Annotated in this window: 33 protein-coding genes and 1 pseudogene; 15 read left to right on the forward strand and 19 right to left on the reverse strand. The window is 37.9% G+C overall.

Going from position 1 to position 25,050, the window contains the following annotated elements; all coding sequences use genetic code 11:
* Positions 1 to 118: 118 nt before the first annotated feature.
* The 4 genes and pseudogenes from ACYQ73_RS07740 to ACYQ73_RS07755 all read left to right on the forward strand — a co-directional run bounded on the left by ACYQ73_RS07740 (position 119) and on the right by ACYQ73_RS07755 (position 1,753).
* Positions 119 to 864: pseudogene (locus tag ACYQ73_RS07740) on the forward strand (formylglycine-generating enzyme family protein).
* A 139-nt stretch (positions 865 to 1,003) separates the two neighbouring features.
* Positions 1,004 to 1,378: a hypothetical protein gene (locus ACYQ73_RS07745; RefSeq protein ID WP_460011943.1), complete on the forward strand. Its 375-nt coding sequence runs from the start codon at positions 1,004 to 1,006 to the stop codon at positions 1,376 to 1,378.
* Positions 1,375 to 1,578, forward strand: coding sequence for a hypothetical protein (locus ACYQ73_RS07750; RefSeq protein WP_460011944.1), 204 nt, complete (start codon positions 1,375 to 1,377; stop codon positions 1,576 to 1,578). The genes ACYQ73_RS07745 and ACYQ73_RS07750 overlap by 4 nt, the downstream gene beginning before the upstream one ends.
* On the forward strand, positions 1,514 to 1,753 hold the full coding sequence (locus ACYQ73_RS07755; RefSeq protein WP_460011945.1) for a hypothetical protein: 240 nt from the start codon (positions 1,514 to 1,516) through the stop codon (positions 1,751 to 1,753). Before ACYQ73_RS07750 ends, ACYQ73_RS07755 begins: the two co-directional genes overlap by 65 nt.
* A gap of 27 nt (positions 1,754 to 1,780) precedes the next feature.
* Here ACYQ73_RS07755 and msrB read toward each other — a convergent pair whose 3' ends face one another.
* The 5 genes from msrB to ACYQ73_RS07780 all read right to left on the reverse strand — a co-directional run bounded on the left by msrB (position 1,781) and on the right by ACYQ73_RS07780 (position 5,283).
* Positions 1,781 to 2,209 (reverse strand): peptide-methionine (R)-S-oxide reductase MsrB, encoded by a 429-nt coding sequence (msrB, locus tag ACYQ73_RS07760; RefSeq protein ID WP_460011946.1) that lies wholly within the window; start codon positions 2,207 to 2,209, stop codon positions 1,781 to 1,783.
* On the reverse strand, positions 2,202 to 2,735 hold the full coding sequence (msrA, locus tag ACYQ73_RS07765) for a peptide-methionine (S)-S-oxide reductase MsrA (RefSeq protein ID WP_460011947.1): 534 nt from the start codon (positions 2,733 to 2,735) through the stop codon (positions 2,202 to 2,204). Before msrA ends, msrB begins: the two co-directional genes overlap by 8 nt.
* A gap of 12 nt (positions 2,736 to 2,747) precedes the next feature.
* Complete coding sequence (locus tag ACYQ73_RS07770; RefSeq protein ID WP_460011948.1) at positions 2,748 to 3,323, reverse strand: YpmS family protein; 576 nt, start codon at positions 3,321 to 3,323, stop codon at positions 2,748 to 2,750.
* A 4-nt stretch (positions 3,324 to 3,327) separates the two neighbouring features.
* A complete protein-coding gene (locus ACYQ73_RS07775) occupies positions 3,328 to 4,260 on the reverse strand; it encodes a GDSL-type esterase/lipase family protein (protein WP_460011949.1) in 933 nt (310 codons plus the stop codon).
* A 180-nt stretch (positions 4,261 to 4,440) separates the two neighbouring features.
* Positions 4,441 to 5,283: a DegV family protein gene (locus tag ACYQ73_RS07780; RefSeq protein ID WP_460011950.1), complete on the reverse strand. Its 843-nt coding sequence runs from the start codon at positions 5,281 to 5,283 to the stop codon at positions 4,441 to 4,443.
* Between the two features lie 273 nt (positions 5,284 to 5,556).
* On the opposite strand from ACYQ73_RS07780, the gene trhA reads away from it, so the two are divergent.
* The 6 genes from trhA to ACYQ73_RS07810 all read left to right on the forward strand — a co-directional run bounded on the left by trhA (position 5,557) and on the right by ACYQ73_RS07810 (position 7,783).
* Complete coding sequence (trhA, locus tag ACYQ73_RS07785; protein WP_460011951.1) at positions 5,557 to 6,192, forward strand: PAQR family membrane homeostasis protein TrhA; 636 nt, start codon at positions 5,557 to 5,559, stop codon at positions 6,190 to 6,192.
* Positions 6,193 to 6,342: 150 nt separating this feature from the next.
* Positions 6,343 to 6,651, forward strand: a complete 309-nt coding sequence (locus ACYQ73_RS07790) for a hypothetical protein (RefSeq protein WP_460011952.1) — start codon at positions 6,343 to 6,345, stop codon at positions 6,649 to 6,651.
* Positions 6,648 to 6,833 carry a hypothetical protein gene (locus tag ACYQ73_RS07795; RefSeq protein ID WP_460011953.1) on the forward strand — a complete coding sequence of 62 codons (186 nt, stop codon included), beginning with the start codon at positions 6,648 to 6,650 and terminating at the stop codon, positions 6,831 to 6,833. Before ACYQ73_RS07790 ends, ACYQ73_RS07795 begins: the two co-directional genes overlap by 4 nt.
* Positions 6,791 to 7,162, forward strand: coding sequence for a hypothetical protein (locus ACYQ73_RS07800; protein WP_460011954.1), 372 nt, complete (start codon positions 6,791 to 6,793; stop codon positions 7,160 to 7,162). Before ACYQ73_RS07795 ends, ACYQ73_RS07800 begins: the two co-directional genes overlap by 43 nt.
* Positions 7,163 to 7,259: 97 nt before the next feature.
* Entirely contained in the window at positions 7,260 to 7,385 is a 126-nt protein-coding gene (locus ACYQ73_RS07805; protein ID WP_460011955.1) for a hypothetical protein, read from the forward strand.
* Between the two features lie 17 nt (positions 7,386 to 7,402).
* Positions 7,403 to 7,783 carry a hypothetical protein gene (locus ACYQ73_RS07810; protein WP_460011956.1) on the forward strand — a complete coding sequence of 127 codons (381 nt, stop codon included), beginning with the start codon at positions 7,403 to 7,405 and terminating at the stop codon, positions 7,781 to 7,783.
* Here ACYQ73_RS07810 and ACYQ73_RS07815 read toward each other — a convergent pair.
* On the reverse strand, positions 7,780 to 8,259 hold the full coding sequence (locus ACYQ73_RS07815; protein WP_460011957.1) for a dihydrofolate reductase: 480 nt from the start codon (positions 8,257 to 8,259) through the stop codon (positions 7,780 to 7,782). The two genes, ACYQ73_RS07810 and ACYQ73_RS07815, sit on opposite strands and share 4 nt — an antisense overlap.
* A 172-nt stretch (positions 8,260 to 8,431) precedes the next feature.
* Between ACYQ73_RS07815 and ACYQ73_RS07820 the strand changes: the two genes are divergently transcribed.
* The 3 genes from ACYQ73_RS07820 to ACYQ73_RS07830 all read left to right on the forward strand — a co-directional run bounded on the left by ACYQ73_RS07820 (position 8,432) and on the right by ACYQ73_RS07830 (position 11,499).
* Positions 8,432 to 9,349: an alpha/beta hydrolase gene (locus ACYQ73_RS07820; protein WP_460011958.1), complete on the forward strand. Its 918-nt coding sequence runs from the start codon at positions 8,432 to 8,434 to the stop codon at positions 9,347 to 9,349.
* 62 nt (positions 9,350 to 9,411) lie between these two features.
* On the forward strand, positions 9,412 to 10,608 hold the full coding sequence (locus ACYQ73_RS07825; RefSeq protein ID WP_460011959.1) for a class I SAM-dependent rRNA methyltransferase: 1,197 nt from the start codon (positions 9,412 to 9,414) through the stop codon (positions 10,606 to 10,608).
* A gap of 348 nt (positions 10,609 to 10,956) precedes the next feature.
* Positions 10,957 to 11,499, forward strand: a complete 543-nt coding sequence (locus tag ACYQ73_RS07830) for a GNAT family N-acetyltransferase (protein WP_460011960.1) — start codon at positions 10,957 to 10,959, stop codon at positions 11,497 to 11,499.
* Between the two features lie 421 nt (positions 11,500 to 11,920).
* Here the strand turns inward: ACYQ73_RS07830 and ACYQ73_RS07835 are convergent, their stop codons facing one another.
* The 13 genes from ACYQ73_RS07835 to ACYQ73_RS07895 all read right to left on the reverse strand — a co-directional run bounded on the left by ACYQ73_RS07835 (position 11,921) and on the right by ACYQ73_RS07895 (position 23,661).
* Positions 11,921 to 12,091, reverse strand: coding sequence for an NUDIX domain-containing protein (locus tag ACYQ73_RS07835; RefSeq protein ID WP_460011961.1), 171 nt, complete (start codon positions 12,089 to 12,091; stop codon positions 11,921 to 11,923).
* 94 nt (positions 12,092 to 12,185) lie between these two features.
* Positions 12,186 to 12,398 carry an HNH endonuclease signature motif containing protein gene (locus ACYQ73_RS07840; protein WP_460011962.1) on the reverse strand — a complete coding sequence of 71 codons (213 nt, stop codon included), beginning with the start codon at positions 12,396 to 12,398 and terminating at the stop codon, positions 12,186 to 12,188.
* Positions 12,399 to 12,548: 150 nt separating this feature from the next.
* The gene (locus ACYQ73_RS07845) at positions 12,549 to 12,986 is read right to left on the reverse strand and encodes a hypothetical protein (RefSeq protein WP_460011963.1); all 438 of its coding nucleotides are present in this window, start codon (positions 12,984 to 12,986) and stop codon (positions 12,549 to 12,551) included.
* 475 nt (positions 12,987 to 13,461) lie between these two features.
* The gene (locus ACYQ73_RS07850; RefSeq protein ID WP_460011964.1) at positions 13,462 to 14,721 is read right to left on the reverse strand and encodes a DUF4179 domain-containing protein; all 1,260 of its coding nucleotides are present in this window, start codon (positions 14,719 to 14,721) and stop codon (positions 13,462 to 13,464) included.
* A complete protein-coding gene (locus tag ACYQ73_RS07855; protein ID WP_427558046.1) occupies positions 14,718 to 15,218 on the reverse strand; it encodes a sigma-70 family RNA polymerase sigma factor in 501 nt (166 codons plus the stop codon). Before ACYQ73_RS07855 ends, ACYQ73_RS07850 begins: the two co-directional genes overlap by 4 nt.
* A 264-nt stretch (positions 15,219 to 15,482) precedes the next feature.
* Positions 15,483 to 17,471 carry a S9 family peptidase gene (locus ACYQ73_RS07860; RefSeq protein ID WP_460011965.1) on the reverse strand — a complete coding sequence of 663 codons (1,989 nt, stop codon included), beginning with the start codon at positions 17,469 to 17,471 and terminating at the stop codon, positions 15,483 to 15,485.
* A 181-nt stretch (positions 17,472 to 17,652) separates the two neighbouring features.
* Positions 17,653 to 18,540 (reverse strand): ribokinase, encoded by an 888-nt coding sequence (rbsK, locus tag ACYQ73_RS07865; RefSeq protein ID WP_460011966.1) that lies wholly within the window; start codon positions 18,538 to 18,540, stop codon positions 17,653 to 17,655.
* A gap of 8 nt (positions 18,541 to 18,548) precedes the next feature.
* The gene (locus ACYQ73_RS07870; protein WP_460011967.1) at positions 18,549 to 19,367 is read right to left on the reverse strand and encodes an energy-coupling factor ABC transporter ATP-binding protein; all 819 of its coding nucleotides are present in this window, start codon (positions 19,365 to 19,367) and stop codon (positions 18,549 to 18,551) included.
* A complete protein-coding gene (locus ACYQ73_RS07875; RefSeq protein WP_460011968.1) occupies positions 19,360 to 20,226 on the reverse strand; it encodes an energy-coupling factor ABC transporter ATP-binding protein in 867 nt (288 codons plus the stop codon). The genes ACYQ73_RS07870 and ACYQ73_RS07875 overlap by 8 nt, the downstream gene beginning before the upstream one ends.
* Positions 20,223 to 20,966: an energy-coupling factor transporter transmembrane component T family protein gene (locus ACYQ73_RS07880; protein WP_460011969.1), complete on the reverse strand. Its 744-nt coding sequence runs from the start codon at positions 20,964 to 20,966 to the stop codon at positions 20,223 to 20,225. Before ACYQ73_RS07880 ends, ACYQ73_RS07875 begins: the two co-directional genes overlap by 4 nt.
* 59 nt (positions 20,967 to 21,025) lie before the next feature.
* Complete coding sequence (locus tag ACYQ73_RS07885) at positions 21,026 to 21,625, reverse strand: ECF transporter S component (RefSeq protein WP_460011970.1); 600 nt, start codon at positions 21,623 to 21,625, stop codon at positions 21,026 to 21,028.
* Positions 21,626 to 21,647: 22 nt separating this feature from the next.
* Entirely contained in the window at positions 21,648 to 22,610 is a 963-nt protein-coding gene (locus tag ACYQ73_RS07890) for a nucleoside hydrolase (protein ID WP_460011971.1), read from the reverse strand.
* A 22-nt stretch (positions 22,611 to 22,632) separates the two neighbouring features.
* Complete coding sequence (locus ACYQ73_RS07895) at positions 22,633 to 23,661, reverse strand: LacI family DNA-binding transcriptional regulator (protein WP_460011972.1); 1,029 nt, start codon at positions 23,659 to 23,661, stop codon at positions 22,633 to 22,635.
* Positions 23,662 to 23,826: 165 nt separating this feature from the next.
* On the opposite strand from ACYQ73_RS07895, the gene ACYQ73_RS07900 reads away from it, so the two are divergent.
* Together ACYQ73_RS07900 and ACYQ73_RS07905 are read left to right on the forward strand one after the other, a co-directional pair.
* Positions 23,827 to 23,970, forward strand: a complete 144-nt coding sequence (locus ACYQ73_RS07900; protein ID WP_460011973.1) for a hypothetical protein — start codon at positions 23,827 to 23,829, stop codon at positions 23,968 to 23,970.
* A gap of 128 nt (positions 23,971 to 24,098) precedes the next feature.
* Complete coding sequence (locus ACYQ73_RS07905) at positions 24,099 to 24,521, forward strand: hypothetical protein (protein WP_460011974.1); 423 nt, start codon at positions 24,099 to 24,101, stop codon at positions 24,519 to 24,521.
* The last annotated feature ends 529 nt before the right edge of the window (positions 24,522 to 25,050 follow it).

Below are 25,050 nucleotides of genomic sequence, written 5' to 3' on the forward strand. Positions count from 1 at the left end.
AATCGCTATTATTGAAGTTTTAAAAAATCGTTAAAAAGATGTTCACTATTAATCTAGCGCCGATTATTAATGGAGATCGTAGTGTCTAAAAACAATAGGTTAAGATTTGGAGAGAACAATGTTATCTAATTTAAAGCATTACTTAAAAGAATTAATGGTGTATATCCCTGAAGGAGAAATTCGCCTACGAGATTTTCAAAACGAGCAAAAATGGATTAGTTCAAACTATAAATTTGCAATGCCGGGTAGAAGAAAAAATTTAAAGGAAGTTAATTGGAATGTTGAGATACAGCCATTTTATCTTGCCAAATATACTGTGACAGTAGAACTTTATACGATGATTATGGGGAAGTTATTTTTAACAACAGTAAATGCTCGAAAACCAATTGTTAATGTTACATGGATTGACGCAGTGAACTTTTGTAATTCATTGTCTGACGCTCTTGGTTATGACAAGTTTTATGATTGTGATCAGAAAAGTAAATCAGTTGTCTGCAATCATAGTTCTAACGGTTTTCGATTACCAACAGATGCTGAATGGCAATATGCATGTAAAGCAAAATCAAAAGGATATCGGTATGGAGAAATTGATGAAATCGCTTGGTATAAAGATAATTCTAACGAACGTGTACACGAAGTTGGAGAAAAAATGCCTAATGAATGGGGCTTGTACGACATGATAGGAAACGTTTGGGAGTGGTGCTGGGACTTATACGATAAAGAGACATTTGGCAATTACCGCATAATCCGAGGAGGAAGTTGGGCTGAGGAAGAACGTGGATGTGGAGCTACCTGTACCGTAAGAGTATGCCTGATTTCTTTATTGATGATATCGGATTTAGAATTGCTCGTTCCATCATCTAATAACTCTAGACAATTATGACGCTCTTTCCGGCGATTCGACGGGGCTATCCGCTTCTTGATAGGTCTTCCGTCGTTTCGGTGGCTCTTTCCGTCGCTTGATTGGTCTTCCGTCGTTTGGATAGCTCTTTCCGTCGCTTGATTGGTCTTCCGTCGTTTCGGTGGCTCTTTCCGTCACTTCGACGTTTCTTTCCGTCGTTTCGTTGGCTCTTTCCGTCGTTTCGATGACTCTTTCCGTCGCTTGATTGGTCTTCCGTCGTTTCGGTGGCTCTTTCCGTCGCTTCGACGTTTCTTTCCGTCGTTTCGTTGGCTCTTTCCGTCGTTTCGGTGGCTCTTTCCGTCGCTTGATTGGTCTTCCGTCGTTTTGACAGCTCTTTCCGTCACTTCGACGTTTCTTTCCGTCGTTTCGATGACTCTTTCCGTCGCTAGATTATTCTTCCGTCGTTTTGACAGCTCTTTCCGTCACTTCGACGTTTCTTTCCGTCGTTTCGGTGGCTCTTTCCGTCGCTTCGATTGACTTTTCCGTCGCTTGATTGGTCTTCCGTCGCTTTGATGGTTCTTTCCGTCACTTCGACGTTTCTTTCCGTCGCTTTGATGGTTCTTTCCGTCGTTTCGATGACTCTTTCCGTCGCTAGATTATTCTTCCGTCGTTTTGACAGCTCTTTCTGTCACTTCGACGTTTCTTTCCGTCGCTTTGATGGGTCTTTCCGTCGCTAGATTATTCTTCCGTCGTTTTGACAGCTCTTTCCGTCACTTCGACGTTTCTTTCCGTCGTTTCGTTGGCTCTTTCCGTCGTTTCGATGACTCTTTCCGTCGCTTGATTGGTCTTCCGTCGTTTCGGTGGCTCTTTCCGTCGCTTTTGATACAATTTAAAACCATAAAAAACTCCTAGCACGATCTATCCTGCTAGGAGTTGTTGTTATTTAAATAATGAAAGATATTCTACATAGCCTTCTTTTTCTAAATCTTCCTTTGGTACAAAGCGGAGGGCTGCAGAGTTAATGCAATAGCGTAAGCCCCCAAGCTCACTTGGTCCATCCGGAAAGACATGTCCTAAATGAGAATCTGCGTCTGTGCTTCGAACTTCTACACGACGCATTCCATGAGAAGCATCGAAATGCTCTGTTACTTCTTCCTTTTCAATCGGCTTTGCAAACGCTGGCCAGCCACAGCCTGAATCGAATTTATCGAGCGAACTAAATAATGGCTTCCCTGAAACGATATCAACATAAATACCCTCTTCAAAGTGCTTATCAAATTCATTACGGAACGGTGGCTCTGTTCCATTCTCCTGTGTCACGTAATATTGCATGTCCGTTAACTCTTTTAAACGTTGTTCTTTATTCATTTTTCAGCCCCCAGTGTGTCTCCTGAAACGCTTTGCGACCAGACCCGACAGCATAGCGCTCGTAGTGCATTGGATTTTTCTTATAATAATATTGATGATAGTCTTCAGCTGGATAAAACGAACTTGCCGGTAAAATTTTCACTGCAATCGACTTATTGAATTTACCAGATGCCTGTAAATCTGCCTTAGCACGTTCAGCCAATTCACGCTGCTCATCATTGTGGTAAAAAATCGCGGTCGTGTAGGACTCTCCACGATCATAAAATTGTCCTCCAGCGTCAGTTGGATCAATCAATGTCCAAAATGTCGCGAGTAATTGCTCGTAAGAATATAACTCATCGTCGAATGTAATTTGAACCGCTTCAACATGCCCTGTCGTTTCAGAGCAAACTTGTTGATATGTTGGATTGACAACATGTCCACCCGTATAGCCGGAAATTACTGATTCAATGCCAGGTGTTTCGTCAAAGGGCTTGACCATACACCAAAAACAACCACCTGCAAATGTTGCAAATTGCTTTGCCAATTATCTCACTCCTTATTCACCAGGAACAATAATTTCCAGTAAAATCTTATCTTTTGGTAAGTCTAATTCCTTTGCTTTAATACGAGATCCTGAAGCAATGTTAATGCGCGATAAGTCAATATAGATTTCTGCCTTACTAGGATCGATTGAAATCCAAGAAGGGAATTCCACCGTGTCTCGCATAATTTTCATCGTTGTCTCAGGTGGAATATTTAACAGCCCAACATTCATTCCAGTCTGTTTTAAAATGATATTCCCTTTCTCATCCACTATCGGATCGAAGTTCATGGAAATGGGGATTTCTGTGTAGAACACCTTAAGTGTACTTTTTAATTGAATATCATCTCCAATCGTAAAGTCCAACGGTAATGGTGACCCAGCATCTTTTAAATATTTCTTCGAGATAGATTCTAATTCCTTCGTTGTTGTTTGGACAACGAGTACATTTCCTTTTACTTCACTTTCACCTTTTGAACTCTCTGCTACATTTACTCCGTCTACTGGTCTAGTTACTAAAAAAACGACGAGGAGGATTGCAAAAAGCACTGTGCCTGCTAAGGCAAAAAATGCGAATTTCCATTTATTCATTTCGTCACTCCTCGAAGCCTATTTCCTTGTTAATCTTTTGTTCCATGTTACATTTCTCCATTGCTTTTAAAATTCGCTCATTCATTTTGTCATAGCCTTTTGCATTTGGGTGGAAGAAATCCGTATGATAAACGAGCTCTTTATTTGAATCAAACAAGTCCTCCACTGAGATATAGCACGCATTATTATCTTTCTTGGCTATGTCATCAATGACTTTATTCCACTCCGTAATAATCGTATCAAATTCATTCGCTTCATTTGTCACGATTGAGAATGGATTATAAAAACCGATAAGTAATAAAGGCACGGTTGGATTTTTTGCTCGGATGCCTTCAATAATTTTACTATAGCGTTTCTTATATGCCTTCAATTCCTTATCAAAAGCATCTCGTTTCAAATTAAACAGATCCTGTTTGACAACCTTCATGACATCATTTCCACCCATAGTAATTGAAATGAGCTGTGCTTTTTGCAACTCTTCATCATAATGCCCTTTTTCCACTAATTTTAATAGCTGATCACTACGTCTTCCCCTTTTTCCTCGATTATCGACTTCAACATCTGAAATCGAGGGCCAAGCAACCAATGAATCTGCTAATCTTCCAACAAAACCGTCTTTACTATACTCATCACCAACACCGGCCGTCAAAGAATCACCGAGTGCTAGGTACTGTAGTTGCTTTGCGCTTTTATCATCAATTTCCCGTAAATCCTCTGGTGATGGCTCAAAAAAATGTTCAAAAATTTGCGTCAATACATTCTTTGAGGTTTTTTCCTCATTTTCTGTTTGTTGCTCATCCTGTTTCATATCTTGCTCCGTCCCTGCGTGCTCCCCTTCTGGTTCTGCTTGCGGATTCGGTTCATCTATTGATATTGCACAACCACTTAGTACTAAGACGGTCAAACATGACAAAACTATCATTCGCCAAATGCTCATTTGACCACCTTCCATCATTTGCTTACTTCTATTATAGAATAGTTCATACTGCAATGAAAAGTGACTATACCTAGGTATTAAGTAAAAATGTGTGTTTACAACGGTTTATCGTATAAATAGGCATGGCACTTCTCAACAATAAAAAGCCACTACATTTATTTATGTAGTAGCTCTCTTAAATTATTCTGCAAAATAAATAAAACCGATTGCACCTGGGCCAGTATGTGTCGAGATGATTGGTGAAGTAAAGTTAATTTCTACTCCATTAAAACCTGTTCCCTCGATTAATTCTTTTAAAGGTCCACCCATTGTTGTCATACCCTCAGCGTGAGAAATTCCAACTGTTTTTACTGTTTTTCCAGCAGTGTCAGCTTGGAATTGTTTAAATAAGTAGTTCACAACCTGTTTATGGCTGCGTACTTTGGATACGGGATTGTATGCGCCACCTTCTAAGTTTGCAATAACTTTTATGTTCAGCAAAGAACCGATAAAGCCAGTACCTTTCCCAATTCGTCCGCCTTTAATTAAATTTTCAAGTGTGTCGACAATAACATATAAATACGTATTATCGCGCACTTTCTCAAGACGTTTAATAATTTCCTCTACAGTAGCACCTGCATCGCACATTTTAATAGCCTCTCGAATTTGAATTGCTAGACCTGTAGTAATAAAACGTGAATCGATCACAGTTACATCGGAATCTGACATTTGAGCTGCCTGACGAGCTGATTCTACTGTTCCGCTCATGCTACCTGTCATATGAATTGAAATAATTTGATCTCCGTCTTTACCTAGCTCATCGTATAATTCTTTAAATTTTCCCGGTGCAGGCTGTGAACTTTTCGGTAAGTTTTTAGCATTCTTCATTAAACTTAAAAAAGGTTGTGGCTCTAAATCAATACCATCTATATAAGTTTTATCATCAATTTGAATTGTTAGAGGCACAATATGTATACCATGCTGCGCTACTTCTTCCTTTGTTAAATCACAAGTTGAGTCCGTTACTATATGAATTCGTCCCACTTCGACACATCCTTTTACTTCATTAAAATTTATTATATAGACTAATGAATCATTATGTAAACATGACATTTGTCATTAGGTTTCATTCATTTCAGTCCATTTTGAAACCGCTACCTTGGATACTATAGCGCTTTGTTGAGCCCTTGTCTAACAATGTCCCCATGCATTCCAACATTTATATGACACTTTTGATGTCGAAAACATGACAAATGTAAATACCAGGATGAAAATTATTGGGGTATAGTAAATGTATACACGAAAGGAGTGTTCGATATGATTGATTCTTTTGACTATAAAACCTGGAAGGAAGAATTGTGGAATGCCATTACACATGGCATTGGATTTATCGCAAGTATTCCAGCACTAGTTGTTCTTATTTTAGCAGCTGTACAAACCGGTAGTGCACTCCAAATTACAACGTTTACTATTTTTGGTGCCTCTGTGATTGTTTTATTTTTAATGTCAACTCTGCTACATAGCATGCCAGAAAAATACAAACATTTTTTTGCCATTCTTGATCATTCTTCAATTTATATTTTAATTGCCGGAACGTATACACCTTTCCTTTTAATTGCAGTTGGTGGCACGCTAGGCATTACTTTATTATGTATAATTTGGTCACTGGCCATACTAGGCGTTATTTTTAAATGTTTTTTTATTAATCGATTTGAGAAACTTTCTTTAATTTTTTATATCGGTATGGGCTGGCTGATTATTTTTGCTGTTAAACCCGTATATCTGTTCTTAGGTTTTCATGGCTTTGCTTTACTGTTAGCAGGTGGGCTTTTCTATACGATTGGAGCTATCTTTTACGCATGGCGTTCGCTTCCATACAACCATACGATTTGGCATCTATTTGTGTTAGCTGGTTGTGGCTCGATGTATGCTTGTGTTTATTTTTACTTATAAATATAAAAAATCGCTCTCTTATACAAAGGAGCGATTTTTTCGTTATAGGGTCCCAATAGTCTTAGATAAATTCCCAGAGAGCAAGCGAAGCGGCCCATCCGAAGCTCTCGAGATCAATCCGGCACTTCGACGATTCTATCCGTCGCTCGATTGTTCTTCCGTCGTTTCGATGAATCTTTCCGTCGCTTCGGCGTTTCTTTCCGTCGCTCAGACGACTCTTTCCGTCGCTTGATTGTTCTTCCGTCGTTTCGGTGGGTCTTTCCGTCGCTTCGGCGTTTCTTTCCGTCGCTCAGACGACTCTTTCCGTCGCTTGATTGTTCTTCCGTCGTTTCGATGAGTCTTTCCGTCGCTCCAATGACTCTTTCCGTCGCTCGATTGTTCTTCCGTCGTTTCGATGAGTCTTTCCGTCGCTCCAATGACTCTTTCCGTCGCTCGATTGTTCTTCCGTCGTTTCGATGAGTCTTTCCGTCGCTTCGGCGTTTCTTTCCGTCGCTCGATTGATCTTCCGTCGTTTCGATGAGTCTTTCCGTCGCTTCGACATTTCTTTCCGTCGCTCCAATGACTCTTTCCGTCGCTCGATTGTTCTTCCGTCGTTTCGATGGGTCTTTCCGTCGCTTCGGCGTTTCTTTCCGTCGCTCTGATGACTCTTTCCGTCGCTCCAATGACTCTTTCCGTCGCTCGATTGTTCTTCCGTCGCTTCGGCGTTTCTTTCCGTCGCTCTGATGACTCTTTCCGTCGCTTCGGCGTTTCTTTCCGTCGCTTGATTGTTCTTCTGTCGCTTCGATGGGTCTTTCCGTCGCTTCGGCGTTTCTTTCCGTCGCCCGATTGTTCTTCCGTCGTTCCGATGAGTCTTTCCGTCGCCCGATTGTTCTTCCGTCGTTCCGATGAGTCTTTCCGTCGCTTCGGCGTTTCTTTCCGTCGCTCTGATGACTCTTTCCGTCACTCGATTGTTCTTCCGTCGTTTCGATGAGTCTTTCCGTCGCTCGATTGTTCTTCCGTCGTTTCGATGAGTCTTTCCGTCGCTCCAATGACTCTTTCCGTCGCTCGATTGTTCTTCCGTCGTTTCGATGAGTCTTTCCGTCGCTCCAATGACTTTTTCCGTCGCTCGATTGTTCTTCCGTCGTTTCGATGAGTCTTTCCGTCGCTTCGGCGTTTCTTTCCGTCGCTCGATTGATCTTCCGTCGTTTCGATGAGTCTTTCCGTCGCTTCAATGACTCTTTCCGTCGCTTCGACATTTCTTTCCGTCGCTCTGATGACTCTTTCCGTCACTCGATTGTTCTTCCGTCGTTTCGATGAGTCTTTCCGTCGCTTCGGCGTTTCTTTCCGTCGCTCCAATGACTCTTTCCGTCGCTCGATTGTTTTCCGTCGCTCTGATAGCTCTATCCTTTGGCCGGGTAAAACAAACTTGTCGGAAAATTTACACGACGATAGACTTATGGAATTTATCCCGCTCTGTCGGAATAGATACCAACCCCACTTTATGGCGACACTTATTCTACAAATATTCCTAAATACCTTTACCTATGTTTTTAATAATGCCAAAAAAGCACGGTCATTCAACACCGTGCTTTTTTGTTGCTATTTTATTTAGTTCTTGCGTTCAAAAATCTCATATTGGAATGTGTAACCCTCTGGTGCTGTTTCTGGCTCCACTGAGGATACTTGTACAAAATCCTGCTCATAATTCGGGAAGTATGTATCCCCATTAAACGAATGATTGATTTTTGTAATGTACAAGCGATCCGCGATATCCATGGATAAGCGGAAAATTTGCTCGCCGCCAATAATCATAATTTCTGGGACATCCCCAGCAAGGGCGAGGGCACCCTCTAAACTTGTCACCACTTCAATCCCATCCGCTTGATAGTTTTCATCACGCGTAATTACAATATTACGTCGACCAGGAAGCGGTCTACCGATGGATTCGAATGTTTTTCGACCCATAATCATTGGCTTCCCCATCGTTTTCTCCTTAAAATATTTTAAATCTCCAGGCAAATGCCATGGCATGCCATTTTCATAGCCAATCACATAATTAGTATCATGTGCCACAATTAAAGAAATCATATTGTCCCTCCAAATACTTTCGTCCATTATATTATAAACATAATTTTACTTTAAAATCAGATTATTTCTGCTTAGATAGTAATTTATTTTCTTATTCAATATTAAATCCTAGTAATTTTATAAGAATAGTTTATAATGAGATTAACAAAAGAAATTTAAAGGATTGATGAAGATGACAAAATTAAGAGATGAAGCAGTCCGTTATATAAAAGCAAGTGATTCTAAGAAACAGTACTATGATTTAACACCACAAGAAGCGAGAGCCGTTCGATTAGTGCCAAAATGGACGTCACCAAATAGCCCTCAGCTTGCGGCAATTGACAATAAAAAAATAACAGTTCGAGATGGAGCACAAATTAATGTGCGCATTTACAGACCTGTTTTAAACAAAAAACTTCCTGTCATTATGTATTATCATGGAGGCGGTTGGGTATTTGGAAATTGTGACTCTACGGATGCGGGCTGTCAGCTATTAGCAGAAAAAGCGCAAGCAATCGTTGTATCGGTTGATTATCGCCTAGCACCAGAATATCCATTCCCTACACCGCTCTACGATGCCTATGACAGTTTCATGTGGGTTTTCGAAAACATCGAAAATTTCGGTGGAGATAAAGCAAATCTTACAGTCGCTGGTGATAGCGCAGGCGGAAATTTAGCAACAGTGGTCGCCTACTTAGCTGCAACATTAAACGGACCAGCGATTAAGGCGCAGGCACTTATTTATCCTGTAGTCAATGTAGATTTTACAACGGCTTCTTACAATGCTTACGGCGACCACTTTGGCTTAGACAAACAAGGCATGCAGTGGTTTGCAGGTCATTATACAGATAAAGAAAACTATATGGAGCCACTTGTATCCCCACTTCAGATTGATGACTTAAGTGTTTTACCGAAAACAATCATTATAGCTGCAGAGGCGGATGTCCTTTACGATGAAGGTCTTTCATACGCACAAAAGCTTACAGATGCAGGAGTGACTGTTGAACATGTAAACATGCCTGGCTTAATCCATAGCTACTTTAGTAAAATGGATTTTTTTGAACAAGCGACCATTGAAACTGCTGAAAAAATTGCTAATTTCGTGAAATAAGTTTGTCTATCCACATAAAATAGTGCGATAATAGAGCAAAACGTTTTTTAAAGGATGACAACATGACACAAACTATTGCTTTACAAATTAACAATCCCTTTTCTGATCAATTAAAAAAAGGCTATCCTCTCATTTCGAAAGATGCAGTTGATGCTCGTCATCTTCCAAAAGAGGAAGGTGCACTACTGAGACTTATGGATAGTCATAACCGTTTTATTGGTACAGGATACTATGGCTTACAAAACAAAGGTATTGGTTGGGTACTAACGACTGATGCTAACGAAAAAATAGACCAAGCCTTTTTTATAAAAAAATTAAAAAAAGCTATTCAAAATCGAGAAGCATTTTTCAACAATCCTCACACAACAGCCTTCCGAATCTTTAATGGCGAAGGTGATGGCATTGGCGGTTTAACTATCGACTTTTTCAATTCTTACTATATGGTGAGCTGGTATAGCGCCGGCATTTATTCATTTAAAGAAGAAGTATATGAAGCCCTTGCAGAGACTGTAAACTACAAGGCCATTTATGAGAAAAAACGTTTCGATACGAAAGGCCAATATATGGAACAGGACGATTTTGTCATGGGAACGCCTGGCGAATTCCCAATTATCGTATCGGAAAATAATATGAATTACGCTGTCAATTTAAACGATGGAGCTATGACAGGTATTTTCCTTGATCAACGAGAAGTGCGACTTGCAATCCGTGAACGTTATTCAGACAGTAAAAATATGTTAAATACATTCTCATATACTGGGGCATTTTCTGTCGCGGCTGCACTTGGAGGAGCAATAAAAACAACAAGTGTAGATGTTGCAAAGCGTAGTTTAGCCAAAACAATTGAGCAATTTAGCGTCAATAACATCGACTACGAATCACAGGATATTAAAGTAATGGATGTCTTTAACTATTTTAAATATGCACAGCGCCATAATTTAAAATTTGACCTTGTCGTTTTAGATCCCCCTAGCTTTGCACGTACGAAAGAAAGAACGTTCTCCACTGCGAAAGACTATCCTAAATTACTCGTAGATACAATCGCCATTACGGAGAAGAACGGTATCATTGTTGCTTCAACGAACAATGCAAGCTTTGGTATGAAAAAGTTCAAGAGCTTTATTGACCAAGCCTTTAAAGAAACTAAAACAGCCTATAAAATTGTTGAAGAATACAGCTTACCAAAGGATTTCCGTGCCCCACGTGAATATCCAGAATTCAATTACTTAAAGGTTGTTTTTATTAAAAAACTCAACTAAATAACCCTAGACAGAATCACTTCCTGGTGATTCTGTCTTTTTGTTTGAGAGAAATATGTTGATCCCCTTTTTATTGTTAGAATTTTCCTTTTGTTATACAATAGGAATCATCTCATCCCAAAAATTAGTGTTGATGTTTTTAAATGTACGCCATGTATAAGAGTTGATTGGAGCCCAGTGGCCCAGTGGTCGCCCCAGGAAGCTTAGCTCTGTGTGAAAGCGTAGCGGCAGCAAAAAATGTTTTCTGTGCGAAAGCTAGCGGCAGCAACAAAGGCGTCAAGTCGCAACGGAAATCAACCCTACGCTATGTCGAGTGTCATTTTACAAAGTGATAAAGGAGATGATTGAATGGGATATGTTCGTGAAAAGTTAATGATTACTACAGAAAGACTCGTTCTTAGATTATTTCAAACATCCGATGCAGAAACGGTAACAAAGCTATGCAACAACTATAATATTTATAAAAGCACCATGTACCTACCTTATCCATATAGTTTAAATGATGCATTATCATGGATGGAACGTCATTACGATAATTTTACGCAGGATATTTCGTACGAATTTGCAGTTACAAATAAGGAAACTGGCGAATTATACGGAGCCATTGCCTTATCGAACAATAAACGATTTAATCAAGGTGAAATAGCCTATTGGATTGGCGAGGAGTATTGGGGAAAAGGCTATGCCACGGAGGCGGCGCAATCGATTGTACAATTTGCTTTTGAGGAAAAGAAACTGCACAAAGTGTTTGCCCGATATTTTTCTACGAACCCTGCTTCAGGAAAAGTAATGGAGAAGATTGGCATGAAACAAGAAGGAATATTAAAGGAACATATTATTAAAGACGGTAAATATGAGGATTTAGTGTATTATGGAATAATTAATGAATAGCCTAGTTCTCTAAAAGATGTTTCAGATGATTTAGTTCCTTCACCTTAATACTTCTTTTGATAAGGATATTATCTAAAAGATTGTTGGTGTTAAAACATAAAAACAGAGTTACTCTACAAAAAGTGTAGAATCAACTCTGTTTTTTGGTTTGATATTTCGAATATCGAATATGTAACTAAAGCACCCCGTTCCCTTAATGATCTTCTACTAAAGACCTTGTTAATAACAAGTTAATTTATATCTCCAAGATAAATTGGTGAATTTTCACCATTTAAATATCCAATTATATATTTCTTAACTCCTTTGGGTATAGCCTGTAATTTAATAAATCCTCAATACGAATCCACTCAACACCTACCTGATGATTATCAGGATTTGTTGGTTTTATTGGAGTTTCAGTTCTACTTAGCTGACATAAAAATTAATATTCTATTTGATGAACATCAAAATCAAATTCAGCGTATTCATGATTTTTTCCTATATACTCCCTGATATGTAATAATTCTTTGATATCTATATTAAGTCCAATTTCTTCAATACACTCTCTTTTTAAAGTGGTATGGAATGTTTCACCATGTTCTTGCCCTTCCACCAGGACAAAGAAAAAAATACCCCTCGTCATCTTGGTTTTTAGTTAATAATATTTTTTCCCCATCCAAAATAATTGCCTTTACTGAGTTTCTAACTTAGTGGATTAGTCTATGGATTGATTCATGGATAATCATTAAATTGCCATAGGAATCATCCTGTGTTAAATAGTACGGTGTTATATGGTGACAGTGCCAACCATCAAAGCCAAGTGAGACACCAGTTACAGCACACTTTCCGTATTGAGCAATAAACCGACTAATGCGATTATCATTATATTCAATGGAGCGTTGTGGAATAAATTGTTTCATCACATAAGTGAGGATTTTTTTAGGAATCGCTCGTTGATTGCGATGGATTTTGTGTCTACCTTTGGTAGTATAATTACAAATGTCCTGTGAGAAATTGAGATTAACTCGGCAACGTTAGGCGTGAATAGGAACAGTAGTTTTGAATACCCATTACAACCGTGTTAAAAGCAAGGAACTTTCAATAGTCTCTTTATATTGATCCCAATCAAAATAAAAAGGTCCAATTCCGTAATAATTCTTAAATTTCCCTTTACTATACTCAAGATTATCTTCAAAACCAAATTTATACCAAATGATAATTTTGTCATCTTTTGAACTTCTTTTAATTTTTAATGAAACAGCACCGCAACCTAAATCCGAACAAGGACAAATATATAATGAATTTCTATTATTTTCAAAATCCGATTTTCCTTTTAATAGTAACCTATCAATTTGATCTTGTTGAAATTCTTTTGGACCCCATCCTATGCAAGAAACATAATCCTTATCAATTTCTTTAGGATTATTTAATGGTATTCCATCAATTAAAAAATTTGCAAAGACGATTTTCCCTGGATAACCCTCACGTACTTGTTTTTCAATACTCAACTTTGATATTTTCGGCACATAATCATCCCTTCAACAATCTAAAAATCCATTTTAACAAGGGTAGAAAAAGCTTCTTTAAATTTACAGACCTTATTATACTAACCTGCTTTGTAGTCTAAGAAGAAAATGGCTCTAGCCCTTATTAAAGTAAAGCTCCCGTTACTTTAAGTACAATACTTCACAATCTTATTTTATAAATCATTATAAACTCAATCCATCAATTGTATTGTTTATACAAAAAGACCCCATCTTACTCAAAAAATGAGCCCTTTAGCTGAAAAATTTTTCCTTTTTTGGGTTGAACCAGTTGCAAAGAAATCTTCTTTACTAGCTAACTTTGAATAGTCTATATCTGTCAATTCTTTCATATGTTCTTTTGAAGAAGAAACAGTTGTAACAGCACTGGAATATTACCACAAGTATAAAAAAATTAAAAAGATGTTCAAAAAAGAGAGCCTTTTTGAACATCTTTACTTTATTTCAATGGAATATTCACTTCAATATTTTTTCCGATAGGATTAAAGTAATAGTTTAAATATATTTTTGCTTTGCCATTATAATTTTCAAAGTTCTCCGTCGCATATAGGCACTGCTTATCATCTGAGTACGAGCCACCTGTAAATTCTAACGGTGCGCCATCTTCTTTTTCAGCACTATTTAAAAACGAATGTCGCACTCTATCATCCCATTTCTTTGCAGCAACTGATACACCTTGCTCCGTTACAGAAATATCCCAATCCAAATATTTGGGCTTCGTGAGTACTTCTTTTGTGCCAAAATCAACTTCGATAAAATCCTCGCCCTTTGGAACGGCATGAACAGCCCCAATTAATATTTTGAGTGAATCTGAATCATGGAAATAGTTACTTTGTAAATTTAGTGTGAATTTGCCGTCGCGAATATTTCTGCCTATATACATGCCCTTTTTATCGCCTTCTTCTCTTCGCTCCCCATTTTCCGTCTCGACCGCAATATTTTCAAGCGATAAAATTTGCATCGCATTCGCTTCATCTAATTCAATATCGAGTGCCATTTTTAATGGAGTACGGTGAATTTGTGTAATCGTAAATTTCTGACCACCGACATTTACAATACGATTCGCGGTAATAATTTTTTCCTTTGCAATTTCGTTTTGTAGTGAAAACGGTATCGTAATTTCAATGTTCCCCTTATCTTTTTCATAAAAACGAAAAACCGCTTTAAAATCCTTTGAAGTATAAGCGAAAGGCTCTGAAAAACTATAGTCTACTGAAGAAGAGATGCGTGTTTGATGTGATTGATGATTTGTAAATGAACCCCCTTCAATTTCTTTGTCCCCTTGGAACAAATGAACTTCCTCCAAGTGTAATTCCGACATATCAAAAGAGGCATCGGCGTCATAGTAAAGTACTAATCCCGAATTATCTGCAATCACGCCTTGCAATGTAAGCGATAGACCATTTTTAGACTGCGTCGCATTGATTTCTTCATAGTAGTCATTGTCCACAATATCTTTTATCCCTTTATCTCTTACAACCGCAGATACAATTGCTTGAAAGCCTGGTATTTTTGCAGCTTGACTAGCAATCGTAGGAGAAATACGAATTGAAAATAAAACACCTAAGCAAAACAAACAAGCTATTGCAACCGGAACAATGCGTTTCTTTACTCTTTTTTCTCGTTGAACTTTACGAGACATATCCATCCTAACTTGTCGAAGTTTTTCCTTTGGAACGTCAATCGGTAGTTTACTCATAGCCAGTCCTCCTTTTCTCCAGCGAAGTTTCTAAGCTTCTTTAGTATGTGATGAAGCTTAGACTTTACAGTACCCTCCGGAATTTGATTTAGCTCGGCAATTTCTTTGTTTTTTAGTTGCTGAAAATATTTCATATAGACAAGCTGCTGCTCCGACAAGGATAAATGTTCCAATAACCGTTCCATATCAGAGTAGATGACCCATTCAACTTGGTGATGTTCTTGTATTGAAATAGTTGGTTGACGTTTTCGTAAATGGTCTTTACAACAATTGATTAAGACACGCACGAGCCATGTTCTGGCATATTCGTGCTGTTTAACGGTATGCATTTTTTTCAGTGCCTTGTAAACTAGGTCCTGCATCACGTCTAAAGCGTCTTGCTCATTTTTCAGATATGTAAAAGCCATGCGATATAAAATATCTTCATCCATTTCAATAAGTGAAAGTATCGCTTGATGATCCCCACGAATAGCACGCTGCACGATTTCAAATTCCATCCTTTTCGCCTCCTTCCTCCATTAGACGGAGCGTTGCTTCATTTCGTTCAAAAATTTTAAAATTATTTAGGAAATCGTCTATGGATTTGCCTTTACTCTTTGCGCCAAAGATGTTCCTTTGAAGATTTAAGTTTTTAATTCCTTCTTCAACGAACATGCGCCGTTAGTTGAAGAGCAACAATCTTTACGAAAACAGCTTTTGTTATGTAAAAATAATAGGTGACAAAAGAAGTATTTTCACTTCTTTTGCCACCTATATTTATTTTATAGATATTTCACAAACCAATCTCTAATATATTCTAGTCTATTGATTCTTAACGTTGGTTTTCCGCTCCTAGAAAGTTCGTGATTGGATTCAGGGAAGCGAACAAATTTAGTTTCTTTTTTACGATGTTTTAAGGCAATAAATAATTGCTCTGCTTGTTCAATCGGACAGCGATAGTCTTTTTCGCTGTGTAAAATTAACAGTGGCGTCTCCACATTGTCTACATATTTAAGTGGTGAATGATTCCATAGCTTTTCAATATCGTCTAGTCCCGCTTGGATTTGCCAGTCATTGAAGTAATAGCCAATATCACTTACGCCGTAAAAGCTAATCCAGTTAGAAATACAACGTTGCGTAACAGCTGCTTTAAAGCGATTTGTATGTCCGACAATCCAGTTTGTCATGAAGCCGCCATAGCTCCCACCTGTAACTCCCAGACGGTCTTTGTCAATAAAATCATAATGCTCCAATGCAAAATCCACAGCAGCCATGAGATCATTATAATCATTGCCACCATAATCACCACGAACTGCATCAACAAATTTTTGACCGTATCCATGGCTTCCGCGAGGATTCGTAAAGAGAACCGCATAACCTTGTGCAGCAAGGATTTGGAATTCGTTAAAATATGAGTTGGCATACATAGCATGCGGACCGCCATGGATTTCAAGAATAAGTGGATATTTCTTCCTTTCTTCATAGCCAATAGGCTTCATCATCCAGCCGCTTACTTTCCAGCCATCTGCCCCTTCATATTCAACTGCTTCTGGAACAGACAATTTTCTTGTCTTTAAAAATTCTTCATTCACTTTCGTAAGCTGTTCCTTATCACCAGTATTTAAATTCACGTAAAATAGATCGCCAGGATTTGTAGTAGTGCTGATTGCGACTACCGCTTTATCATTTTTTTGATCAAGCGAAAAACCATATACGTATTGATCATCATTAATGGCTGGATATAATTCTCCGGAAAGATTACCAAAATAAATCGCAGTATTTCCGTGATCTGTCACTTGGAAGTAAAAGCTTTTATTATCCTCTAACCATTGGACACACGGCGGGACAACACCTTGAAGGAAATCTCCGACAACAAAATCACCGACCGGCGCGTCAAATTCACTCGTTACACATGTCGTAATGTTATTTTCCAAATCATAAATCCATAGCTTTGCTTGTGTTGCATTTTCAAATTCTCTTTCACTTCCAACATAAGCTACGTAGCGGCTATTCGGGGACCATGAAAGTTGGTAAAACACCCCTGTTCCTTCCGTGAGTTTGCGACCATGTTTCGTTTCTAAGTCCAATAAGTAAATATCAACCACGAATGAAAAATCTAGATCCTCTGATAAGTCAGCAATGTAAGAAAGATATTTTCCGTCTGGAGACCATTTACCAAGCTGTAAATTATGTTTCCCCTCCGTAACTAGCTCTAATTCTCCTGATTCAAGATGAACAATAGCAATTTGAGAAAATTGCTCCATATCCATAAACCCAGCTGCATCTGATTTATGTTTCATCTTTTCAATTTCAAGTGGTTTTAGTTCTTTTTCTTCTTTTTGATTCTTCTCAGCTTTATCCTCAATATTTTCATCTTTACCAAGCTTGACAGAGAAGGCAATTTTCTCTCCACAAGGAGACCAAACAGGCGACGTCGCACCGTTTTTACAATTAGTAACTTGTTTCGCTTCCCCACCTGCTTTAGAAAGCACAAAAATTTGTGGCTTGCCATTTCTCGTTGATACAAATGCGATTTTACTGCCATCTGGAGACCAAACAGGTGAATTCGTTTTATCTTCCCCAAATGTCCATTGTTGAGGTTTTTTTTCATTCAAGTTTATGTAAAATAAATTAGACACGTAGTCCTTTTTCTTCTCATCAATATGAGTCTCTACATACACAACTTCTGTTCCATCAGGTGATACTTGTGGATCTGCCACTGATTTTAATTGATATAGATCTTCTGGTTGAATCCCTTGTTTCAAAGTCATATTTTAAATCCCCTTTGTGTTGAAATTTCATTACATAGTACAATATTTCGACACCCTAAGTATTATTCCTGCTTTTTAGGAGAAATTGTTTTTTTATCCGAGAGAGGATAGAATTCCAACGGTAAAGGTAAAAAAAAATCGTAGCTGCTCCGCAATAATGGCGAAGAGCTACGGATATAATTTATTTTAAGATTGAAGCTGGGATAAGTGGTTGTGCGCCCATTTGAGTAACGACATAAGCGGCAACTTTCGTGGCAAAACTAATCGAACTTCGAAGCGAATCACCCCTGCATAATCCTACTGCCAAAGCTCCATTAAATGCATCTCCCGCACCAGTTGTATCGAACGTGTCAACGCTCAACGCTTGAACCCAACCGTATTCTTCCTGAGTCATATAAAAGGAGCCACTAGATCCAAGTGTAACGATTACCGTGCCGACTCCTTTATCTAGCAATAACTTACATGCGGAGCGAATATCTTCTTCCGTTGTCGTTTCAATACCCGTTATCTGCGCAAGCTCTGTTTCATTCGGCGTTAAAAATGTAATGTTCTTTAATAAAGAATCTGGTAATTTTTGAGATGGTGCTGGATTAAGGATGATGATTTTTCCATGTTGAGATGCGATTTCCACTGCCTTTTCAACTGCATCAAGCGGTATTTCAAGCTGTAGTAGGAGTACCTTACTTGAAGAAATGATAGCAGCTTCCTGTTCAATTTGTTTAGAAGTAACTAAAAAGTTTGCACCAGGAAACAACACGATCGCATTATCACCTGCATCTGTCACTTGGATAATTGCTTGCCCAGTAGCTCCTTCCTTTTGAACGGCATCAATATAAACGCCTCTATCTTTTAAATTGTTAATCGCTTGTTCCCCGAAATCATCTTTGCCTACTTTTCCAATAAAATGAACATTTGCTCCTAGCCGACTTGCTGTTACAGCTTGGTTAGAACCCTTTCCACCGAAATGAACACTATGAGACGCACTATGAAGCGTTTCACCATTCTTTACAATATAAGGAACACGATACACAAGATCTATATTAATGCTCCCGACTAATGAAATATCCATGCCAGCTATCATCCTTTCATAAAATCTCTTTTCTTAACTACGGATAATAATTGGCCTTTTGTCAAAACACCTTTCTCCAAGCCCAATATGTTGGCCATTTTAGCAACTGCAGGAGGCTTCAGCATACTTTCTTCTAATATCGCATGATTATAAAAAATATGTTCCGAAACATCATCTGCAATAATCCTACGATTTGCCATTACAACAATTCGGGAGAAATAATCCGTGACAAATTCCATATCGTGGGTAATCGCAATAACAGTCTTTCCCTTTGTCTCCAATTCGTCTAAAAGCTTACTTAATAAATCTAATCCAATCCGGTCCTGTCCAGCTGTTGGCTCATCTAAAATAATCACATCGGAATCCATCGCCAAAACGGACGCAATGGTAACAAATTTACGTACGGAATACGGGAGATTATAAGGTTTTTCTTGTGAAACATTACTAATTCCGCATAATTCCATAGCCCAATCCGTTAGCATTGCTACACGTTCTGGATCAAAGCCCATATTTTTTGGTCCAAACTGTACTTCTAATTCCACATTATTGTGGAAAATTTGATCGTCCGGGTTTTGAAATACATAGCCAACCTTTCGAGATACTTGAGCAGTCGTATACTCTTTTGTATTCCAATCCCCAACATATACCTCACCGTCAGTTGGCTTTAAAAGTCCGTTCATCAATTTTACTGCGGTTGTTTTTCCGGCCCCATTTTGTCCAATAATCGCTAGACGTTGACCAGCAGGAACAGTAAGTGTCAAATTTTCTAATGCTTTTGTTCCATCGGGATAAGCGAAACTTACGTTTTTCAGTTGAAGTTCAGTCATAAGCACTCTCCCCTACACTAGCCCAACTTATGCTTTCAGGTAATTCCTCATCGCGAATTGGAACAAATTTTAAATGAACACCATCTTTTTGTAAATTTAGAGCGACCTCGGTTACATGAGGATATTGAATGTTATATTCTCCATATCGTGGGTCCGCAAAAACTTCTCGCGTCGGACCTTGTAAAACAATTTCTCCATCGTTGAGGACAATTAAATTGTCCGCATATTCAGCAATTAAGTCCATTTTATGTTCTACTAGGATAATAGTTTTTCCCTGTTCTTTCATGAGACGTATGATATCAAATACATGCTCCGTACCAATTGGGTCTAACTGAGATGTTGGCTCGTCAATGACAAGAATATCGGGATTCATGACGATGATGGAAGCAAGTGCAACACGTTGACGTTGCCCACCCGAAAGCCCCATTGGATGTTTTTCTCGTAAATGCTCAATTTTAATAAGCTTTAATATTTCATTTACTTTGCCTATAATTTCATTTTCTTCTACACCCAAATTTTCGAGCCCAAACGCTACTTCGTCAAAGACAGTATCTTTTACTCCTGATACTTGGATGAAAGGATTTTGAAAGACATATCCAATTTTTTCTCCTAATTGACCTAATTGGTATTCTACTATTCTTTTATTATCGACAATAACGTCCCCTTCAAGGTCTCCTTTATAAAAGTGTGGAATGAATCCTCGTATGATATTACAAAGAGTCGTTTTACCGGAACCGTTATTACCAATAATGGCTGTAAATTTACCCTTTTCGATTGTAAAAGATGCATTTTTTATATTCCAATCATCACTAACTGGATAACGATATGAAACATTTTTTATGTCAATGATAGAATTCATATGAATATCCTCCATAACACCAATCCTATTAAAATAATCATGTAGACGAATGGTAGAATTCGATCAGCTGTACTTTTTGTCAGTTTATGCAAGCTAGTCTTCTTTGTTGGAGCAGAAAATGCTCTCGATTCTAAAGTAATTGCTCGTTCTTCTGTACTTGATATAGATGATAAAATGAGAGGAGTTAAGGTTGGGATAAATGCTTTCGCTCTCGTTAATATGGATCCTTCCGTTTCTACCCCGCGTGTTTTTTGGGCATCCATAATTGTGTTCGCCTGGCGTCGCATTTCAGGAATAATTTGCAATGTTGCTAAAACAACATAAGCTCCTATTGGAGGGAGGCCTGCGTCTTCTAGCGATTTTACAAAGTCACGAACATCTGTCAAACGGAAGAATAATATAAAGGCCGAACCCATCGCTAGAATACGAGACGTAAGCGTTAATCCATAATTCAAGCCTTCCTCCGTCCACTTAAATATCCCCCATTGTTCCATCACATGATCACCTGGATAGAAAAATAGTTGCATGAAGAAAATGATGATTAGTAAAAATAACAAAGCCTTCATGACAGTTCCTAAAAATTCTTTCACAATGCCTGCAGCGGCTGCTATAAGAAGTAAAATTGGGAAAACTAGAAATGACAATATAAACCCGGGAATAATAAGAACGGCAGCTACTACAAGTAATGCAAAGAAGAACTTAGTCATTGGATGCAGCTGCTGAAAGAAATTTTTCTGCACGACGAACCCTCCTTAGAAAAAGTACATCATTCCGCTCAACTGAAACGAAAAGAGTTCAATTATCGGCCTTCACGTTTCATATAAAGAGTCCCGTAATTCATTTTTGATAAATAACGATCAGACATTTTTCTTACAATAAAGTAAACGATTAGAGCCGATACTACTTTGTCAGCAATTTCAAAGATAAAGGATGATGCAAATACGGCACTCCAAATTTCTTGTCCTGAAGCAAGAAGGGTAGCGGTAAGAAGGGACGATGTATTTCCAGTAGCTCCACCAAAAACTAACACAGTAATTGGAGCGGATACAATAACAGCAATAAATGTAATCATAATACCGGAAATAATCGTTTTAGGAATATTTTTAAACATTCCTCTTTTAGATAAGTATCCTACACCTAGCCCAATTGCCACCGATGTAATGGCATATGGAAAATACGTAGGATTGAAAATACCATTTATAAGGTTTGTAATTAAACCAGCAAGTAAAGCAACCCAAGGACCAGCAACGACCCCGATTAATATGGTTCCAATCGTATCAAGAAAAATAGGGAGCCTTAAAACGTTAGCAATTTGAAAACCGACAATGTTCACTGCTACACCAATTGGAATAAGAAGCATAGACATCATATTAAAGTCATCTTTAAAACTACGTTTCATCTTGGTTTCCCACCTTTTTTAATTATTGACTGATTTGACCGCCCATTTTTGCAACCGCTTCCATAAATTGATTAACAAAGGCTTCACGATTGACCGAGTGCAATACTTTTACATTATGAGGTTCTCCAGAACGGTGCATGTAATCTACGACGGTCGCACCAGCAGTATGACGCCCTTCTGTCTCAACCGCTACAAAGCAATCTTCTCCTTCAAAAAGTTCTGGCGTGACAACATATGACACAGCACAAAGATCATGCAAACGAAACCCATTTTCAAAATCAGTTTCTTGGAAATCATTATTTTTTGCATTTTGAATATAGAAGCGAAGCATTGCACCAATTTTTTGTGATAAATCTGTCCCCATACTTTCAATTTGATGTAATTCTTCCATATTGACATACGCTTTATGAGTAACATCAAGTCCGCTCATGGTAATAGGAATTCCTGAACGAAAAACGATATCGGCTGCATGTGGATCAACATATACATTAAATTCTGCAAAAGGACTCATATTGCCAGCTATTGCTGCACCACCCATATAGGAAATATAGCTGATTTTTTCTTTTACTTCTGGATGAGCAAGCAGCAATGCTCCGATATTTGTAAGTGGGCCAGTTGCGATTAAAACAATCGGTTCCTCACTATCAGTTAAAACATTTATTAAAGCATTTATGGCTGTTCTATCACTTTCAAGTAAGTCCGGCTCCGGGAAAATGACTTCTCCTAATCCACTTTCTCCATGAACATCATCAGCAACCTCAAGTTTACGGAAAATAGGTTCTTCTAATCCTCTTGCGATTTCAATATTTTGTTTCATGTAGCTTGTGAATGCTCTAGCATTGTAAATCGTTTTATCTTGTGTTTGATTTCCTGGTTCTGTTGTAATTAATTTTATATCCAGTTCTTCTCGAGAAAATGCTAATAATAGCGCCATTACATCGTCGATACCCGGGTCACAATCAATAATTACTGGTATTTTTTTCATCAAATTCACTCCTTTAGTTCAACTACATTTCTTGATGTTTAAATAATAGATTTGGTGATGTAGTGCTTTCACGTACTACCAGAGTCGGATTAAACATAACAGATGTCGTTTCGTTATTTTCAAGCTTTTGTATTAATAGTTTTACAGCCTCCCTCCCCATAAGATAAGTATCCTGACGAATTGTAGTAAGATTAGGTATTAATGCGGACACTAGCGGAATGTCGTCAAAGCCTATGATGGATAAATCCTTTGGTATATGAATGCCAAGCTCGTGAGCCATTCGGTAAATACCGAATGCCATAACATCATTAAAGGCAAATATAGCCGTCACTTCTTTTTTCATAAGGAGGTCTTTGGACTTTTGGTACGCCATTTCCATCTGAAAATCCCCTTCAATAATATGTGCTGGTAAAAGTTCAACACCTGATTCTGACAACGCTCTTTTGAAACCTGCTAAACGTTCATTAGACAAAGAAATAGACCTTGGTCCAATCATGCATGCTATCTTTCTATGCCCCAGTTCTATTAAATGTTTCCCTGCTAAATATCCACCTTTATCATTATCTATATAAACACTGGAATGTTTTTTTTCATTCTTTCCCCTATCAACGAGAACAAAAGGAATTTTTGCACGTGATAATTGCTCTTCATCCGATGGCTCCAAATAGTCTTTTGCCGAAAAAATGATACCATCTACCTGCTGTTCCTCTAATAATCGTAAATATCGCTTTTCTTTATCAGATTGATCATCAGAATTACAGATAATTAAGCTATATTCTCTTTCATTCGCTTCATCTTCCACCCCCCGACATAATTCAGGAAAATATGGATTAGAAATATTCGGAATAATTAATCCAAATATCTTCGATCGCTTCGTAACTAGACCACGTGCAAATTGGTTAGGCTGGAAATCTACCTCCTCCATAACCTTAAGTACCTTTTCTCGTGTCTTTAGGGACATTCCCTCCTCTTTTTGATTCAACACTCGCGAAACAGTAGTAATGGAAACACCCGCTTGTTTCGCAATGTCTTTAATCGTCCATCGTTTCATAATCTTCACCTACTATTACTAATAAGATCCCTCTTAAGAAAACGTTTTACGAAAACGTTTTCTTAACTACCATATCATGGCATAGTCAAATTGTCATTAATTTTTAGAAAAATCAGAAAATAGAACAAGAGGAAATCTAATCGCGTATTGCTAAAAGAATATGCGATGACCCAGAATAAAAATGAAACACAATCATTGGAATGGTATGCGAATTTTCCCTCTAATGGTCATCTATTGCATAGACGCGCGAAAATCTTGGAGGAAATTGAGCGTGAACCTGATTTACAAGATAAAGAATCTTTTCCATAACTCTCGTTAGTCTTTCTTCAAAAAAAGAGAGCACTTTTATTAACCTCAACTTTTTGGGGTGATTGTATATTATATAAGCTATAATAGAAAAATCTTATTAAAATGGATTTGATTAGGAGAGTGGTTTTTTGGCTATAAAAGCGATAGAATTATTTTTTGTGATTGGATCTATTTATTTCTTTTTTGTAATTTCATTCTTTTTTAGAAAAAGAGGTAAAAAAATTTTGTATAGCTTTATCGTGATTATCCTTATAAGCTATGCAATATTCCTAACTGTTCGTCCACATATACAGAACGCAACATATGATAAATATACTCAAATGGTTGAAGAACATTTAGAAAAGAAATACCCTAATGCATCTTGGGGAATTAGTTTTGACAAAGAAGAATTGTTAACTACATCATTTGGATACCGAATAAAAGTGAAATTTGATGACGAACCAACAGTACTTTATGTATATAAAGTTGAAAACGGTAAAGTCATTCAAGCATATTATTCATATTTAGAAAATCAGCATCAAAATGAAGGAAAGTATGCGGAACGAGATTAAAGACTTTTCATCTATTGTGAAAACCAATTTCAACAGTACTTTTATGATAAATGTCAAAGCTCCTACCTTTAATGATCATGCAAAAAAACTTAATTCCGCGGGCTAAGCGTACATCCCACCAGTCGGAATGGAAATCACTCCCTTGATGTCTCAGTTTAGGTCTTATAATCAGCCATTTTTTTCTGCGGTAATATTTATAATAAGGTTCATTCGGGCGAGAATGTTCTTTATTGAGACTAATAATTTGCTTAAAGATGCCTTCAATATGTCCCACTCCTACCCTTTTTGCGAACAAATGTATTTTGCAAAGAAAAAATACATAGTTTTGCAATTGCATTTACACAATGTTGCAACTTGACATGAAGACTCTGAGGGCATGAGTAATGAGCCAAGAAACCAGCTATATGAAGAGCTGGCTTTTGCTACATGAGGCTATCATGCCCTCCACTCCATGTAAAGTTACAACGCCAAATCAGGTTGCAATACACAACAAAGTCCCAGCTTGTGCTTTCGCACCTATGGTACTACC

The sequence above is a fragment of the Lysinibacillus sp. CTST325 genome, from assembly GCF_054665055.1.